Raw genomic sequence first — 17134 nt, 5'->3', positions numbered from 1 at the left:
CGAACCCCGCGCCGTCACTCAGATCGCCAGCACCGATTCCAGTGGCTCGCCGGCGGCAATCCGTGCCAGCAGCGCCGGCTCGGCGGCGTCCGAGTCCAGGGCCAGGCCCAGGACGTTGGCGGCCGCCTCCGCGGACAGGACGATCACGCCGTTGTCGTCACCGAGCACCCAGTCGCCCGGATTGACCTGGACGCCGCCGCACTGCACCGGGACATTGACGGCGGAGCCGGCGCTGCGGACCCGCTTGGTGGTCAGGCACGAGGTCCCGCGGGCGAAGACCGGCAGGCCGGTCGCACGGAGCTCCAGGATGTCGGTGGCCACGCCGTCGACGACGACGCCGGCGGCGCCTTGCGCGGTGGCCGCTGCGGCGGTGACCGCGCCCACCGGTGCGTGCCGGTGGTCCCCGGACATGTCCACGACCAGCACCGCGCCGGGGTACAGCTCCAGCAGGGCGCGGTTCATGGCGTAGGCGTCATTTTCCGCAATGCGCACCGTGACCGCGGGGCCCGCCACCTTGACGCCGTCGAGCAGCGACCGGATGGCCGGATCCACGAATCCGTCCTCCAGAAAGTGCCCGATCGTGGGGAAGCTGACGGCGGCGAGCCCCTCGCGGAGCCCCTCGGCGAGCCCTGCGTTCACCGCGTTCACCGCGTTCACCGCGTTCACGACGTTCACGGCGCGTCCGGCGCCGTGGCGCCGGCAACCACGGCCACGCACTCAATCTCCAGCGCGACGCCCCACAGGCTCACGCAGACAGTGGTCCGCGCCGGCTTGGCCGCCCCGAAGAACTCCGAGTAAACCCGGTTGTAAGCCTCGAGCTGGCTGGGATCCGTGAGGTAGCCGTTGACCTTGACCACATGCTCCAGGCCGGACCCTGCCGCCTCGAGCACGGACCGGAGGTTGATGATGGTCTGGCGGACCTGGTCCTCGAACGTGTCCGGCTGGTCCTCCAGCCCGCTGATCGCGGGGATCTGGCCGGCGGTGAACACGAACCCGTTGGCGGCGACCGCCTGGGAGAACGGGCCGACGGCGGCCGCGCCGCCCGGGATCTGCACGATCCGTCGGACGGACTCTGTTACGGGCTGAACAGCGGGCTGAAAAGCGGGGTCGGCAGCGGGGAGAACGGCCTGTGGAGCTGTCATTTGGCAGCCACCGCTTCGGCGGCCGGGCCGGTGCTCGCGTCGGTGGTTGCGTCAGTGACTGCGTCAGTCGGGGCGGAGTCGACGGCGTCGATGTTGCCGTGCCGGGTTTCGGTCAGGACGAACAAGGCGCCGAGCGAGACGAGGGCGGCGGCCATGATGTACCACGCGATGGAGGAACTCTGGTGGGTCATGCCGAGCAGCCAGGTGGTGATGAACGGCGTGGCGGCGCTGCCGAGGAGTCCGGAGAGCATGTAGGCCACCGACAGTCCCGAGTAGCGGACCTTGGAACCGAAGAGTTCGGCGAGGAACGTGGCGATCGGGCCGTAGTTCGCGGCGAAGGCCGTCATCATGGCGAGGTACGCGACGAAGAGCAGCGGCACGGACTTGGTGTCCATCAGCCAGAACATCGGGAACGCGAGGGCTGCCTCGGCGGCCACTCCGGCGTAGATGATCGGCTTGCGGCCGTGCTTGTCAGAGAGTCGGCCGAAGAAAGGGATCAGGACAAAGCACAGGGCGCAGGCGGCCAGCACGACCCATAGCATCAGGGCCTCCGAGTGGCCCAGTTCCTTTTTGCCGTAGGAGACGCCCGAGGCCACAAGCAGGGTGAAGGTGCTGCCGGTGGACAGGGTGGCAACGCCGCCGAGGATGACCTGCTTCCAGTACTTGGCCATGAGGGCGGCGAACGGCAACTTGGCCTTGGCGCCGGCTTCCTTGACCGCCTGGAAGGACGGGGTTTCCTCGATGTGCAGCCGGATGTAGATGCCCACGGCCACGAGCAGCGCGGAGGCCAGGAACGGGATGCGCCAGCCCCAGGCGAGAAGCTCTTCGGTGCTGACCGTCGAGGCGACAATGAGGAACGCCACGTTGGCGATCAGGGTTCCGGCGGGCACGCCCACCTGGACCAATGAGCCGTAGAACCCGCGCTTGGATGCGGGAGCGTGCTCCACCGTCATCAGGACCGCTCCGCCCCATTCGCCGCCCAGGGCCAGGCCCTGGATGACGCGCAGGAAGAGCAGCAGCAGCGGCGCCATGATCCCGATGCTGTTGTAATCCGGCAGCAGGCCGATGGCGAAGGTGGCGGCGCCCATTGTCAGCAGTGAAATCAGGAGCATGGATTTGCGGCCCAGGCGGTCCCCGAAGTGGCCGAAGATGATGGCGCCGACCATGCGTGCAATGTAGGCGGAGGCGAAGGTTCCGAAGGCGAGCATGGTGCCCACGATGGGGTCGAAGCTGGGGAAGAAGATCTTATTGAACACGAGCGCGGATGCCGTGCCGAAAACAAAGAGGTCGTACCACTCAACGGTGGTGCCGATGACGCTGGCGAGAGCGATTTTGCGCATTTTTGCGAGGTCCAGACGGGCAGCCGCGTGGGAGGTGGTTTCTACCGATTGAGCCATCAATATCTCCAGATGGGGGTGCGGGGACGAATGTCCAGTGCAAGGTAGTAGCCAACTATTCTGTGTTGGTGATCACAGCTCAATGGCAAAAACCCCACCAGTAAAGGCCTCGAAGTGTGTGTTCACACAACTATCAGGCCCACGCAACCACCAGCCGCGCGGCCTGGGCCGGAATGGTCAGGTCGATCCCGGTCAGTTCCTGGAAGCGGTTGAGCCGGTTCAGGATGGTGTTCCGGTGGCAGAACAGCTGTTCCGCCGTGGCCGTGATGTTGCCGGTGGAGAGATAGTGCTGCACCGTTTCCCGGAGACGTTCCCGTTCCCCGCCGCGGCATTCCTCCATGGCTTCCTCCAGCTGGGCGGCGAGGTCGAGCCCGGCGTCCTGGAGGTTTTGCTGGGCAAACCGGGCCCATGCGGCATCCGCGGACAGGGGACCGGCGTCGCTGGGGCGCAACAGGGCCGCAAGGCTCTCTGCGGTCCGGGCGGCGGCGGGTAGGCCGCGCAGCCCGTGCACCTCCGGGACATATCCGGAGGGAATATCCGCCACGAGCGGCGGGGGCTGCGGCGCGCTCCGCGCTTCTCCGGACCTCCCCGACGGTGTCCACGACAAGAGCGGCCAAAACAGGTACGTGTTTCCGCCGGATTCGTGCAGGAAGATCTTCTGTCGGCGCTGGGCGGCGCCGAATTGGGTAGCGGCCGCACGAAGGCGGGCGCCGGCGTCGCCGCTGGCAGCCACGAGGCCGCAGCGGGCATCCGGCCCGATGCCCAGGGCGGAGCCAACCTGCGCGGACGTCTCGGCCGAGGGCGTGCTCTGGTTGAACAGCCGGGCGATAAATTCGTGCTGGATGCTGGACTCCTCCTGGGCCATGCGCACGCGCTCGGTCAGGTAGCTCATGTGGGTGCGGGTGGCGAACTCGTCGACGACCCGCCAGACCTGGTCCACCCGGGAGGCCAGCAGACCGGCATCCTCCGGTGCGGCGATCTCCAGGAGGTCTGCCCACAGGATGCTGAAGTCCAGCCGCACCGCCGAGGTCAGGGACTCCGGCGGTATCCCGGCCCTCGCCCGTTTGGACCCGAGGTCCGAGGCAAAGGCGAGCAGCCCGTCCCGTGCAGTGTCCGCCGGGCCGCCCCGCAGCCCATGGATGAGCCGGCGGAATGTTTCCCGCGCCGTGTCCCGGATTTCCAGGACAGTCACCTGGCTGTCGCCGTATTCCGGGATTTGCCGGACCCGGGCGGTGAACGCCTGGGCCAGGAGGTCCAGCCGCCCTTCCAGCTGGTCCACCAGCTCGCTCCAGCGGAAAGCATCGCCCGGCGATTCAAAATTGTGCATTCTCACATTCTAGGGTCTGTAAAGCGTGGCGCACTGCTAGTTATTTTGGGAAAAGCTACTGGCAGAATGGAATGAAGCACCAAGCGTGAGCCCACTCACACCCGCCGGAAGCGTCGGCGCCCGAATCGTCTCGGCCCGAATCGTCACGGACGGAACTGTCCGCGGATGGGGGTGACCGCACAGGGCCACCGTCAAGACCCGTCACATTTCTTTGGAGTAATCATGGCAAGCAGCGCAAGCAACGCCACTACCACCGCCAGTCCGCAGTTGCCCGGGGTTGTCGATGAGAGCGTGGCCAAGAAAGTCGCCCTCGCGGCCCTCGTCGGCACAGCGCTGGAGTGGTACGACTTCTTCCTGTTCACCACCGCCGCGGCGCTCGTGTTCAACGCCCAGTACTTCGTGTCCCAGGACCCCTTCGTCTCGGCCATGAGCTCCTTCGCTACCCTGGCCGTGGGCTTCGTGGCCCGCCCGATCGGCGGCTTCATCTTCGGTGCCCTGGGCGACAAGGTGGGGCGCAAGAAGATCCTGATGGTCACCATCGTGGGTATCGGCCTCGTGACCGGGCTCATCGGCCTGCTGCCGAACTACATGACGATCGGCGTCGCGGCCCCCATCCTGCTGGTCGCGCTGCGCATCCTGCAGGGCCTCGCCGTCGGCGGCGAGTGGAGCGGCGCCGTCATTATCGCCGTCGAAAACGCCCCGGTCGCCAAACGCGCCCGCTACGCAGCCCTCCCGCAGCTCGGCTCGCCGATCGGCACCATCCTGTCCTCCGGCGGGTTCTTCGGAATGCTGTACCTGGTGGGCCAGGCCAACTTCGACGCGTGGGGCTGGCGCATCCCGTTCATCGCGGCGATCCCGCTGCTGGCCGTTTCGATGTGGATCCGCAGCAAGCTCAGCGAATCCCCGGAATTCGAAGCCCTCATGGAGTCCGGCGAGACCGAGCACGCACCCATCCGCGGAGTCCTGACGAAGAGCTGGCGCCAGATCCTGGTGGGCATGTGCTCCGCGCTGCTGGGTATCGGCGGTTTCTACCTCATCACCAGCTTCGTGGTCTTCTATGGCACCAAGGTGCTCAAGATGCCCTACGAAACGCTGCTGCTCGGCTCGCTCCTCGCCGCCGTCGTGGAAATCTTCGCCCTGATCTGGGCCGGCCGCATGGGCGAGAAATACGGCGCCAGCAAGGTCATCCTCTGGGGCGGCATCGCCTCCGCCGTCATCGCCGTACCCGTCTTCCTGGCCATCGACACCGCCAACCCCGCCCTGGTCATCATCGCCATGATCGTCGGCGTATCCACCCTGTCCATCCCTTACGCGGTGTCCGGCACGGCCCTGACCGCACTCTTCGCCACAAAGGTCCGGTACACCGGCGTCGCCATCACCTCCAACAGCGCCGGCGTCATCTCCGGCTTCGTGCCGCTGATCGCCACGGCCCTCGTGGCCGCCAACGGCAACTCGTTCTGGCCCGGCGCCGTCATCTTGCTGGTGGTTTCCGCGCTGACCGCACTGTCCGGCATTTTCCTCCCCGCACTGAGCATCGAAGAAAAGGGAATGAAGCATTGAGCACAACAACTACCGCCGGGCACCTGATTGTTGCCCAGCTGGAACGAGCCGGTATCCAGCGCGTCTACGGCGTCCCCGGGGAGAGCTTCCTGGACGTGCTGGACGGCCTGCACGGATCCTCCATTGAAACGGTGGTGACCCGCCACGAGGGCGGCGCCGGATTCATGGCCCTCGCCGAAGGCCGGCTCACGGAGCTTCCGGGCGTGGCCATGGTGACCCGTGGTCCGGGCGCGGCCAACGCCTTCATCGCCATCCACACCGCATACCAGGACGCCACCCCGATGATCCTGTTCGTGGGCCTCATCCCGGTCGCGGACCGCGGCCGGGAGTCGTTCCAGGAATTCGACATCAACGCCTGGTTCGGCAGCACCGCCAAGAAAGTCCTGACGCTCGACGACGCCGCCTCCGCCGCCCGCGTGGTGGACGACGCGATCTTCACAGCACTCAGCGGCCGGCCGGGACCCGTGGTGATCGGCCTGCCCGAAGACGTGCTGGTCCACTCCATCGAATCGGCCACGGTGGAGCCCCGGACAGTCGCCCGGACTGAACCTGCAGCAGCCGATCTCGCCGGCCTCGAGACGCGCCTGGCCGCGTCCAGGAAGCCCCTGATCGTGGTGGGCGGCGAAGGCTGGGACCAGGGAGCCTCCGACGCGCTGGCCGGCTGGGCCGCCCGCCACGGCGTCCCCGTGCTCGCGGACTTCCGCGCCTACGACGCCGTCCCGCACGGCAGCGACTCCTACGCCGGCTACCTCGGCTACGCCCGCAGCGACGCCAACGCCCGTCGCCTCGACGAGGCCGATCTGCTGGTCTTCGTGGGCTGCGTCCGCGCCGACGTGCTCTCCGACGGCTACAAGCGCGGACTGGATGCGGTCACCGTCGTCGTCCACCCCGGCGCCGATCTGCTGGGCCACTTCGGCCGGCTGGACCAGCACATCCCGGCCCACGTCGCGTCCTTCGCCACGGCACTCGCCGCCACGGATTCCGCGGCGGATCCCGCGGCCGGCTGGCTGGCCGGGGCCCGCGCGGACTACGAGAAGTTCTCCACGGCGCAGCCGGACAGCGGGAACGGAGTGGACTCGGAATATGTGGACCTCGACGTCGTGATGGAAATCCTCAAGCAGGAAATGGACGACGACGCCGTCATCACCTACGGGGCCGGGAACCACTCGCTGTGGCCGGCCCGCTACCTGAAGCACAACACCGCGAACTCGCTCGCCGCACCCCGCAACGGGGCCATGGGCATGGGGATCCCGGCGGCGGTGGCTGCCTCCCTGGCCTACCCCGGCCGCCAGGTGATTTCCGTGGCCGGTGACGGCTGCTTCATGATGAACGGCCAGGAAATGGCCACGGCCATGGGCCACGGCGGGAAGTTCATCGCCCTCGTGGTGGACAACGGCATCTTCGCCACGATCCGTGAGCACCAGGAAGGCCATTACCCGGGCCGGGCCTCGGGCACGCACATGACCAACCCGGACTTCGCCGCGCTGGCCCGGTCCTACGGCGGCTACGGCGAACGGGTCGAGAAGGCCGAGGACTTCGGTGCCGCGTTCCGCCGCGCCGTCGACTCCGGGCTGCCCGCGGTCCTGCACCTCCCGCAGGACCCCACCACCCGCTCACCCAAGACCGCCAGCAACTGACCGGAGCCCGTCATGATCACCCTGCACAACATCATCAACGGTGAGATCGTCCCCGGCAGCGCCGCCGACGGTTCGGACGCGGCCACCCTGCCGTTCTTCGACCCCGCCACCGGAGTCCAGCTCGGCACCGCCCCGGACAGCGACGCCGCCACCGTGGACCGCGCCTTCCAGGCCGCCCACACCGCCTTCCAGAGCTACAAGCGGACCACCCCCGCCGAACGCCAGGCCATGATGCTCAAACTCGCCGACCTCATCGAGGCCAACGTCGACAGGCTCCTGGACGCCGAGGTAGCCTGCACCGGCAAGCCGCGCCAGATCACCCGCGAGATCGAGATCCTCCGCGGCGCCGACCAGCTGCGCTTCTTCGCCGGCGCCTGCCGCGTGGTGTCCGGGACCGCCCAGACCGAATACGTCCGCGGCTTTTCCTCCACCGTCCGGCGTGAACCCCTCGGCGTGGTCGCCCAGATCACCCCGTGGAACTACCCGTTCATGATGGCCATCTGGAAGATCGGACCGGCGCTCGCCGCCGGCAACACGCTGGTCCTGAAACCGGCCGACACCACGCCTTGGTCCACCCTGGTGCTGGGCGAACTGGCGCAGGAGGCCTACCCCGCCGGCGTCGTCAACGTCATCTGCGGTGGCCGGGGGACCGGTGCCGCCATGGTGGATCACGAGATCCCGGAAATGGTGTCTATCACCGGCTCCACCAGGGCCGGGGCCCAGGTGATGTCCGCGGCGTCGAAGACCCTCAAGGACGTCCATCTGGAACTCGGCGGCAAGGCACCGGCGATCGTTTTCGCCGACACCGACATTGACGTGGCGGCCAGGGAGATCGCGCTCGGTGCGTTCTTCAACGCCGGGCAGGACTGCACCGCCGTGACCCGTGTGCTCGTCGAGGACTCCATCCACCAGGAGTTCGGTGCCGCGCTCGCCGCGGCAGCCGCAGCGCTGCAGGTGGGCGGCGACGCCGCGGACCTGGGCCCGCTGAACAGCGCCGCCCAGCTGGACCGGGTGGAAGGCTTCATGTCCCGGCTGCCCGCGAACGCCAGGGTCCTGGCCGGCGGCAAGCGGACGGGCGCCGGCTTCCACTTCGAACCCACCGTGATCGACGGGGTGTTCCAGGCCGACGAGGTGGTCTGCGAGGAAATCTTCGGACCCGTCGTCACCATCCAGCCCTTCCGGGACGAGGCCGAAGCCTTGGAGCTGGCCAACGGGACCAAGTACGCGCTGGCCTCCAGCGTCTGGTCCAACAACCACGGAGTGGTCACGCGGGTCTCGAACGAGCTGGACTTCGGCGCCGTCTGGATCAACTGCCACCAGGTGATCCCCGCTGAGGCGCCGCACGGCGGTTTCAAGCACTCCGGGACCGGCAAGGACCTCTCCGTCTTTGGCCTGGAGGACTACACCCGCATCAAGTCAGTCACCACCTCCCACCGCTAAAGAACCACGTAGGTAACCCTTGAAACTCGATCTGCTGCTGCGCAACGCGGACATCATCACCATGGATGAGCGCCGCCCGCATGCCACCTCGCTGGGAGTCTGGCAGGGCCGGATTGTGGGCCTCGACGACGACCTGGCCGGCCTGGACGCGGCCGAAGTCCTGGACCTCGGCGGCGCCACCGTGACCCCCGGCTTCATCGACGCCCACTGCCACACCACCTGGTTCGGGCTCGGCCTGGGCGAACTGGACGTCTCCGCCGCGCGCGGCCTGCACCAGCTCTACGCCCTGCTGGAGGCCGGCATGGCGGCAGACAGCGCGCAGCCTGAGGCAGGGCCAGAACCCGGGACCGGACCGGCGCCGGACTGGCTGCTGGCCACCGGCTTCAGCCAGCAGCAGCACGGCGGCGAGTTCCCGGACATCACCGTTTTGGACCGGATCACGGGAAACCGGCCGCTGTTCATGCGGCACAACTCCGGGCACATGGCCGTCGTCAACACGGCCGCCCTCCGGCTGGCCGGCGCCGAACCGGCGTCGTTTCCGGACCCCGACGGCGGCGTCATTGTCCGCGACGCCGACGGCCGCCCCACCGGGCTGGTCCAGGAAACCGCGCAGCAGCTGATCCAGCAGTTGATCCTGCCGTACTCGTCCGAGGCGATCGAAGCCGCACTGGACCGGGCCACCACCTACTACGCCGCGGAGGGCATCACGAGCTTCACCGAGGCCGGGATCGGCGGCGGCTGGATCGGCCACAGCCCCGTGGAGCTGGCCGCCTACCAGCGGGCGGCCTCCGCGGGCAGGCTCCACGCCCGGGCGCAGCTGATGCCCGTCCTGGATGTGCTCCACCCGCTCGGCGGGCAGCACCCGCCGGGTCCCACGCCGGCCGGACTGGATCTGGGCATCGCCAGCGGCTTCGGCGGCGATTTCCTGTCCCTGGGCCCGGCGAAGGTGTTCCTGGACGGGTCACTGCTCGGCGAAACGGCCGCGGTCAGCCATGACTACTGCAGCCACGGCGGGACGGACAACACCGGCAACACCGGCTACTTCCAGGCCGAACCGGACGCGCTGCGGGCAAAGATCGAGGCCGCCTACGCGGCCGGCTGGTCGATCGCGGCGCACGCCATCGGCGACCGCGCCGTTGACCTCGCGATCGACATCATCACCAGCTGCGCCGCCAAATACGGCCCCCGGGCCGTGCCCAACAGGATCGAACACGCCTCGATGACCCGGCCGGAACAGCTGCAACGGCTGGCCGCCGCGGACATCGCCGTCACCCCGCAGGCGAGCTTCTTCGCCGACGGCGGGGACGGCATGACGCTGTCCCTCGGCCCGGAACGGCTCGGTTGGGCCTACCGTGCGGCGTCGTTCCTGTCCGCCGGTGTGACACTCGCCGGCAGCTCCGACCGCCCCGTGGCCGACGGAAACGTGCTCCGCGGCATGCAGGCGTTCGTGGACCGGCGCACCGCCTCCGGGGCCGTTTTCGGGAACCCGGACGAGCGGCTGAGCCCGCTCCAGGCCCTGGCGGCGTATACCACCGGAGCCGCCGCAGCCACCGGCGCCTCCGGTGTCAAAGGCTCGCTGACCGTCGGGAAGCTCGCCGATTTCACCGTCCTGTCCGGGTCCCCGCTCACCGCGGCCAGCATCGCCGGGCTCCAGGTGCTGGCCACCGCCGTCGGGGGGGACTTTTCGTTCCGGACCGCCGGCATCATGACCCCGGTTGCGGCCCGTCCGGCCGCAACCGGTCCATTCTTCAACCCAGCTACCAACCGTTCATAGGGGAAAACCGTGACCACTCACACCACTTTCAGCACCCGCGACGCCGCGTTCGTGCGGGACTTCCACACCATGAGCGAATTCGGCGCTACCGAGAACGGCGGCGTGGACCGGCAGGCTGCCAGCGTGCCGGACGGCCAGCAGCGGCAGTGGCTCACCGGCCTGCTGGAGGCCAACGGCTTCACCGTCCGGTTCGACCGGGCCGGCAACCAGTGGGGCCTGTACGAGGCCGTGCCGGGCGCTCCCTTCGTCGTGGTGGGCTCCCACATGGATTCCCAGCCGACGGCGGGACGCTACGACGGCGCGTACGGCGTGCTTGCCGCAGCCCACGCGGCGTTCCGCCTCGTGGAGCAGTGGGCCGCGGCCGGGGACGCCGGGCAGCCCCGTTTCAACATCGCGGTGGTCAACTGGTTCAACGAGGAGGGCTCACGCTTCAAGCCGTCCATGATGGGTTCCTCCGTCTACACCGGAAAGCTCGAACTCGAAACCGCGCTGGCCACCAAGGACGCGGCCGGAGTCACGGTCCGCGAGGCCCTGGACGTGATCGGCTGCCGGGGCAGTTACGAGGGCCCCGAAGCCGCGTACTGCGCCGAAATCCACATTGAACAGGGCCGGAGCATGGAACGCGAAGGCATCACCATCGGCCTGGTGAACTCCAACTGGGCGGCCAACAAGTACGAGTTCGTGGTCCACGGCGAGCAGGCCCACACCGGATCCACCGTGATCGCGGACCGGAAGGACGCGCTGCTGGGTGCGTCCATGATGGTGGTCGCCGCCCGGGAACTCGCCGACACCTTCCCCGGCGTGCTGCACACGTCCGTGGGGCAACTGAATGTCTACCCCAACTCGCCCGTCGTGGTGCCGTCCCGGGTGAGCCTGCTGCTGGACCTGCGCAGCGCCGATGAAGCTGTCCTAGCCGAGGCCGACGCCCTGCTGGACGAGCGCATCGCCGGGATCGAGAGGCTGGCAAACGTCACGGTGGAGCGCAACCACGCCCACACCTGGCCCGTGACCCCCTACCAGCCCGAAGGCGTGGAACTCGCGGCCAAGGTGGCGGCGGACCTGGGCCTTGCGAACAAGCAGGTCATGACCCTGGCCGGGCACGATTCGACCAACATGAAGGACCTGGTCCCGACGGTGATGCTGTTTGTGCCCAGTGTGGACGGGATCTCCCACAACGAGCACGAATACACCACGGACGAGGACATCGTGGCGGGCCTGGCGATGCTCACCGAGGTAGTGAACCGGCTCTGCAACGGGGCGCTGGAGGACTGACCGCGGCCACCAACGGCTGAACTCCACAGGTCCTCCGCGGCCGCCCCGGAAACCCCCGGGCGCCTGGCGAGTGCCTTCTCAGGCGCCTTCGGGCTTCTGCGAGATCCAGAGCATCGCCCCGTGGGGGTTCTCCGGCAGGTCAGCGGCGTCCGGGTTGGCCACGTGCAGGGTCCGGCCGAAGGCCTCTTCCGTCAGGCTGACCCGGTGGCCGGCGGCCGCGAGGCGGTCCCGCAGGCCGGCGAGGTCGCCGGTGTATTCAAACCCCAGGCCGGTCCGGGCCGCGCCGCTGGCGGGCCGGACCATCAGCACGCCGCCGTTCTTCGCCGTGAAATCCGCGGTTTCGTCGTCGTCCGGGGCAGGCCGCAGCCGGGCGCCCATGTTCCGCAGGGTTTGCTCGGCGGCGGCCGCGTCCGGCGTGAACCAGACTTCGACGACGGCGAGGGCCGGGTCGGCGTCCGCGCACTGTGCGCCGTGGGCTGCCTTGTCCGCGAAGAAGCCGAACCCGTCCCCGCCCGTGATCCGGCAGGTATCGCCATGGCGGGCGCTGACCAGCTCGGCCGGGGTGGTCCCGTCCTCCGCGGCGGCGTTGGTGCGGCGCGCGAATTCTGCCAGGTCTCCGACCTCGACGCCGAAGTCCGTCTTTCCATCCAGCACCATTCCGGCACCGGCACCGTCCCCGGCATCAGCCCCGGCGGCACCCGCCGGGACCCGGTGCAGCGCGAGGCGGCCCGAGCCGGCATCGAACTCCTGCCAGTCGCCGTCGTCGACTGTGCGCACCATGCCGAGGGCGGACAGCAGGCCCTCCCACTGGTCCATGCGGGAGGTGTAGTGGATCGGGCGGACGCGCAGCATGGGATCTCCTTGCGAGGGACGGTTTTTGGCTCCTCCTGACATGGTGCCACCAAAGCACCCCTCCGGTCAGCACGGCAGGGCACAATGGGGCCATGGCTGTTGAACTGGAGGAACTGCTGGTGAAGGACGCCGCCGAGTGGCGCGCCTGGCTGGAGCAGCACCACGCGCAGAGTCCCGGGGTGTGGCTCGTGCTGCACAAGAAGGGCGGATCGGTGACGGAGCTGGACTACGAAGCAGCGCTGCGGGAGGCGCTGTGTTTCGGCTGGATCGACGGGCAGGGGCGGCGCCGGGACGAGGAAAGCTCGTTCCAGCGGATGACCCGGCGGGGACCCAAGAGCGTGTGGTCGGCCCGGAACGTGGAGCGGATTGACCGCCTGGAGGCGGCAGGGCGGATGGCCGCCGCCGGGCAGGCGGCCGTCGCCGCCGCCAAGGCGGACGGGCGCTGGGAGGCCGCCTATTCGGGCGCGGCGACGGCGGAGGTCCCGGATGACCTCGCCGCCGCCATCGCGGCGGAGCCGCGGGCGCAGGCGATGTTCGAGGTCCTGACGTCCGTGAACCGGTATGCCCTGATCTACCGCACAAACTCGGTCAAGCAGGCCTCGACCCGGGAGAGGAAGATCGCCGGGTTCGTGGAGATGCTGGCCAGGTTCGACACGCCGTACCCGCAGACCAGGCGTCCCCCGGAACCGTAGCGCTCGCCCGCCGCGCATCCCAGAGAATTCCCAGCGCCCTTGCTGGCTGCGGGGAGTTGCCTCTGGCAGGATGGGGCGATGCTCCTTGCCCAGCGTGCCCCGCGACCCCCTGCCAGCCTGCCGCTGCCGTCCCAGCGGCGGCTCTTCTTCGTGGCTGCGGGCCTGTTAATTGCGGGCGAGACGATCTTCTGGACCGTGCTCGCAGCCGTGCAGTCGAACAGCGGCGTGGCCGACCTGGACGCGCCCGTGCACGACGGAATCGTGGCGTCCCGGAACCCCTTGGCTACCGCCATCCTGGCGGCCGTGACCACGGTGACGTCGCCGCTATGGATGACCGTGATCGGCTGCGCCGTGGCACTTGCCTGGGCGGTCTTCAAGCGTGAAGTCTGGCGTCCCGCCCTGCTGGTCAGCGCCATGGCGGCCACCTTCGCGGTGTCCACGCTGGTGAAGCACGACGTCGGCCGGAGCCGGCCCGCCGCCAGCGGCTTCATGCTGGGACCGGACGACGCCCTGTCCTTTCCCTCCGGCCATACCTTCGGGGCCGGCGTCTTCCTGTGCGTCCTCAGTTACCTGCTGCTGGCGGCCCGCGGCACGCGGACGGGCAAACGGACGACGTCGGTGCTCGGCTTCGCGGCAGCGGCTGCCGGGACACTGGTGGTTGCCTTCAGCCGCCTGTACCTGGGGTACCACTGGCTGACGGACGTGCTCGCCTCCATGGGCCTGGCGCTCGCCGTTACCGGGATCGTTATCCTGGCCGACGGGCTGCGCGCCGCCGCGGCCCCGTCCGGGCAACACTCAGTGGAGGCGGGACCGTCAGAGTCCGACGCCCATCGCCTGGGCGATCACCACCGCCGAGGCTGAGGACCACGCCTGCGGGTGGCACGACGCCGGATACGGTACCGCGACGCTCGAGTCCTCGGCCCGCACCCCGGCGAACACCTCCGGCAACCGGTGCCCGAAGGAGGCCGCCGCCGCGATCAGGCCGTCGGCGAGGGTGCGTGCCTCTGCGACGAAACCGTCGGCCAGGAGGCCGCGGATCGCGATGGCGGTGTCGTGGCTCCAGACCGAGCCGCAGTGGTAGCTGAAGGGCCAAAACCCTGCGGCCCGCCGCGAGATCGTGTGCACGCCGTAGCCGGAGAACAGCTCGGGGCTCACCAGCCGGTCCGCGACGATCCGGGCTTCGGCCGCGTCCAGGATGCCCGTGCCCAGCAGATGTCCCATGTTCGAGCCCGGGATGTCCAAGGGGACCCCGTGCCCGTCCAGGGCCATTGCCGGGAACGGCCCGCCGTCGTCCTCAACCCAGAAACGCTCCCGGAACCTGAGCCGCAGGGCCGCGGCGAAGTCGCGCAGCGCCTGAGCGCCCGGTTCCCCGAACGCGTCGAACAGTTCCGCCGTCCCCATGGCTGCCTGGTACGCGTAGCCCTGCACCTCGGACAGGGCGATGGGCCCCTCGGCCTGCCGGCCGTCGCGGAACTGCATGGCGTCCCGGGAATCCTTCCAGCCCTGGTTGCTCAGGCCGTGGCCCGTGGAGTCACGGTAGCTGAGGAACCCGCCGTTGCCGGCTGCGCCGTCCGCTGCGCCGTCTACAGGGGAGCCGGCGGCGAGCAGCCACTCCGCGGCGCGTGCCGCGTTCGGCAGCAGCGACCGCACGGCGTCCTCGTCCCGGCCGGTGCGCCAGAGTTCCCCGAGCAGGCAAAGCCACAACGGGGTGGAATCCACCGCCCCGAAGTACACCGGCGGCAGGCGCAGGTTCTGGCTTTCAAGAACCAGTTCTTTGGACCGCAGTTCGTGCAGGATCTTGCCGGGTTCCTCGGCGGCCGCCGCGTCCGTCCGGGTGCCCTGGAAAGCAGCCAGCGCGCGCAGGGTGCCCGCCGCCAGCCCGTTGTCCGCGCCGGTGTCCAGAGGCAGCAGCAGCCGCGCAGCCCACAGCGAATCCCGTCCGAACAGCGTGAAGTACCAGGGCGCCCCGGCGGCGATGAACGGGGCGTCCGGCAGCTGGCGGGTGGCCAGGCGGAGCCCGGCCACGTCATCGAGGGAGTTATCCAGGAGCAGGCCCAGGGCCCCGGCCGGTCCGGTCCGCGGATGCCGGGCCGCGGGCGGGCGGGCAGCCACCACGGCGTCATCGTCATCGGTGAGGTCGGCCTGCCATTCGGCCTCGAACGGCCGGCCCCGGCCCAGGGTTCCGCGCCAGGCGAGGTGGCCTTCCGGGGTGACGGCGCCGGGGGCCGCGACCGCCAGGGTCTTGCCACCCTCCTGCCAGCGCAGCGTGGACTCATCGGCAGAGACCGGCGCGGACGGGTCACGGAAGCGGCTGAGGCGGATCTGGGCCATGTCGGTGAAGTCGGCCGCGAGGGCTACGTCGATTTCGACGTCGAGGGAATCCAGCGAGGTGCGCAGCTGCAGGGTGTGCCGCACCACGCCCGGCGTCACTGTCCAGGTCTGGAGGAGCTCGACGGCGGGATCCTCCGTGGGTCCCGGGATGCCCCGGACCAGGCCCCGGACGCGCAGGACGCCGCCGGGCTCGGCCTCGACGGTGGCCGGTTCGGGTTCCAGTCCGTTGACGCGCACGAGCGCCCGGCAGAGCATCCGGGTGTCGCCGTGGAGCAGCCCGGTGAACCCGGCCGGATCAGCGGAGTCACCGGCTCCGGGCGGTTTGACCTCGCCGGCCAAGCGGCCGTCAGGATCGAGCCACAGCTGGGTGGGGGCGGCAACGGAGCAGAGTTGGCGGTGCAGGCCGGGCTGAACAGTCATCCGCCTACCCTATGCCGGGCACTGGGCGGTCTCAATGCGCCACAGCCCGCTGCCGACCGCCTAGGAGGTCATGGCGTCGGCCGCCGGCTGCCGGGCTGCCGGGCTGTGGACTGCGGCCGCGTCGAAACGCGTGCGTAGCCGATTAGCTTCGTCGTGTGTCCGACCTACGGGACGCTTCCATCGGGTTCATCAGAACCATCTTGGCGGTCGCTCTTCGTCACGTTGCCATGGTGGCCAAAGATGATTTGCCGAACATCAGAGAGAACTTTTCGCTTCCGCTCGATCGCTTATTCTTAGCGTGGTGGCCCGACTAAGTGGGGGAACGAACGGGGAGGGAAGTTCTAATCATGGAAAATAACAGTTCTACGTGGGTCCGGTTTTGGAACCGGGGGACGTGGTGGAAAGCGCTCCTGATCGTCGCCGTGTATTGGGGCGTGTACGAACTGATCGGGCTGGGAATAGGTGCACTGGTTGGGGGCTCCATCGACCTGGGAAGCCCCCTGAGCGATCCGCTCAGCGCATTCCTAGGTTTAGCACTCCCTATCTTGCTCTCGGGAATACTCCTCTTTCTCTTCGCTCGCTCTCTCGGCTGGGTCAAGGAAATCTTCGGTCCCCAACCCGTCCGCGGGAAGGCCTGGATGTGGGTCGCAGTCCTCCTCGTCGTCATCCCAATCTTCCTACGGCTGATGGCAACCAACTGGTCCGCCTACTCCATCGGGCTTGTTCTGGTTATGGCGTTCTTCGGATTGTGTGTGGGGTTCACTGAAGAACTCGCCACGCGAGGAATAGTAGTGAACATGCTCCGAAACGGCGGCTATGGCGAACGACTGGTCTTTGTCTTGTCATCCCTGTATTTCGCGCTGCTGCACAGCGGAAACCTCCTCACCGGAATGGCCCCCCTGGTTGTTGCCGTTACCGTCGTCTACACCTTTGGATTCGGTGCCATGATGTACCTCTCCATGCGCGCGACGGGCCGGATCACGTGGGCCATCCTGCTGCATGCCGCCACAGACCCCACAACGTTCCTCGCCACCGGTGGGATCGACGCCACCTCAGCCACAGCTGGGGCGGAAGAACTGATATCACTCGCGGGGCTCTTCAACTGGGCCTATATACTCCTGGCGCTCCTTGCCATCTTCCTCGTCAAGGGCCGCGCCAACCGGACACACGACATCCCCCCAGTCCCCGCCGTGGCCTGACCTGAGGGGCCAGCTCAACAACTCGCTCGGCGTCGCACTAGCGCCCGTAAGCCGATCCCCAAACTGGACGGAAATGCTCCAAGACTGCGGT

At 68.7% G+C, this 17134-nt stretch carries 14 protein-coding genes; 8 read left to right on the top strand and 6 right to left on the bottom strand.

Annotation, left to right across the window (positions count from 1 at the left end; translation table 11 throughout):
• Positions 1–18: 18 nt before the first annotated feature.
• From AC1D1A_RS09580 to AC1D1A_RS09565, 4 genes are all read right to left on the bottom strand, one after another.
• Entirely contained in the window at positions 19–675 is a 657-nt protein-coding gene (locus tag AC1D1A_RS09580) for an RraA family protein (protein ID WP_476947617.1), read from the bottom strand.
• The gene (locus AC1D1A_RS09575; protein WP_476947616.1) at positions 672–1142 is read right to left on the bottom strand and encodes a RidA family protein; all 471 of its coding nucleotides are present in this window, start codon (positions 1140–1142) and stop codon (positions 672–674) included. The genes AC1D1A_RS09580 and AC1D1A_RS09575 overlap by 4 nt, the downstream gene beginning before the upstream one ends.
• Complete coding sequence (locus AC1D1A_RS09570) at positions 1139–2539, bottom strand: MFS transporter (RefSeq protein ID WP_476871012.1); 1401 nt, start codon at positions 2537–2539, stop codon at positions 1139–1141. Before AC1D1A_RS09570 ends, AC1D1A_RS09575 begins: the two co-directional genes overlap by 4 nt.
• 133 nt (positions 2540–2672) lie before the next feature.
• Positions 2673–3866, bottom strand: coding sequence for a PucR family transcriptional regulator (locus AC1D1A_RS09565; protein WP_476871011.1), 1194 nt, complete (start codon positions 3864–3866; stop codon positions 2673–2675).
• Between the two features lie 222 nt (positions 3867–4088).
• Here AC1D1A_RS09565 and AC1D1A_RS09560 point away from each other — a divergent pair, with 222 nt between their 5' ends.
• From AC1D1A_RS09560 to AC1D1A_RS09540, 5 genes are read left to right on the top strand one after another with little or no spacing between them, the layout of a single operon-like run.
• On the top strand, positions 4089–5426 hold the full coding sequence (locus tag AC1D1A_RS09560; RefSeq protein ID WP_476850557.1) for an MFS transporter: 1338 nt from the start codon (positions 4089–4091) through the stop codon (positions 5424–5426).
• Positions 5423–7063 carry a thiamine pyrophosphate-dependent enzyme gene (locus tag AC1D1A_RS09555; RefSeq protein ID WP_476947615.1) on the top strand — a complete coding sequence of 547 codons (1641 nt, stop codon included), beginning with the start codon at positions 5423–5425 and terminating at the stop codon, positions 7061–7063. The genes AC1D1A_RS09560 and AC1D1A_RS09555 overlap by 4 nt, the downstream gene beginning before the upstream one ends.
• A gap of 12 nt (positions 7064–7075) precedes the next feature.
• Positions 7076–8503, top strand: coding sequence for a gamma-aminobutyraldehyde dehydrogenase (locus AC1D1A_RS09550; protein WP_476857848.1), 1428 nt, complete (start codon positions 7076–7078; stop codon positions 8501–8503).
• A 19-nt stretch (positions 8504–8522) separates the two neighbouring features.
• Positions 8523–10277: an amidohydrolase gene (locus AC1D1A_RS09545; RefSeq protein WP_476947614.1), complete on the top strand. Its 1755-nt coding sequence runs from the start codon at positions 8523–8525 to the stop codon at positions 10275–10277.
• Positions 10278–10286: 9 nt separating this feature from the next.
• A complete protein-coding gene (locus AC1D1A_RS09540) occupies positions 10287–11549 on the top strand; it encodes a M20 family metallo-hydrolase (RefSeq protein ID WP_476947613.1) in 1263 nt (420 codons plus the stop codon).
• Positions 11550–11627: 78 nt separating this feature from the next.
• Here AC1D1A_RS09540 and AC1D1A_RS09535 read toward each other — a convergent pair whose 3' ends face one another.
• Positions 11628–12401 (bottom strand): VOC family protein, encoded by a 774-nt coding sequence (locus AC1D1A_RS09535; RefSeq protein ID WP_476947612.1) that lies wholly within the window; start codon positions 12399–12401, stop codon positions 11628–11630.
• Positions 12402–12493: 92 nt separating this feature from the next.
• Here AC1D1A_RS09535 and AC1D1A_RS09530 point away from each other — a divergent pair, with 92 nt between their 5' ends.
• Both AC1D1A_RS09530 and AC1D1A_RS09525 read left to right on the top strand, forming a co-directional pair.
• On the top strand, positions 12494–13093 hold the full coding sequence (locus tag AC1D1A_RS09530) for a YdeI/OmpD-associated family protein (protein WP_476887692.1): 600 nt from the start codon (positions 12494–12496) through the stop codon (positions 13091–13093).
• A 78-nt stretch (positions 13094–13171) separates the two neighbouring features.
• Complete coding sequence (locus AC1D1A_RS09525) at positions 13172–13954, top strand: phosphatase PAP2 family protein (RefSeq protein ID WP_476947611.1); 783 nt, start codon at positions 13172–13174, stop codon at positions 13952–13954.
• Here AC1D1A_RS09525 and AC1D1A_RS09520 read toward each other — a convergent pair.
• A complete protein-coding gene (locus AC1D1A_RS09520) occupies positions 13907–15844 on the bottom strand; it encodes a glycogen debranching N-terminal domain-containing protein (RefSeq protein WP_476947610.1) in 1938 nt (645 codons plus the stop codon). The two genes, AC1D1A_RS09525 and AC1D1A_RS09520, sit on opposite strands and share 48 nt — an antisense overlap.
• A gap of 347 nt (positions 15845–16191) precedes the next feature.
• Between AC1D1A_RS09520 and AC1D1A_RS09515 the strand changes: the two genes are divergently transcribed.
• Positions 16192–17043 carry a lysostaphin resistance A-like protein gene (locus tag AC1D1A_RS09515; protein WP_476860086.1) on the top strand — a complete coding sequence of 284 codons (852 nt, stop codon included), beginning with the start codon at positions 16192–16194 and terminating at the stop codon, positions 17041–17043.
• The last annotated feature ends 91 nt before the right edge of the window (positions 17044–17134 follow it).

The organism is Arthrobacter sp. P1_B9 (assembly GCF_056406495.1).
Note: the sequence above shows the minus strand (reverse complement) of the source record. Positions and strands in the feature narration are given on the sequence as shown.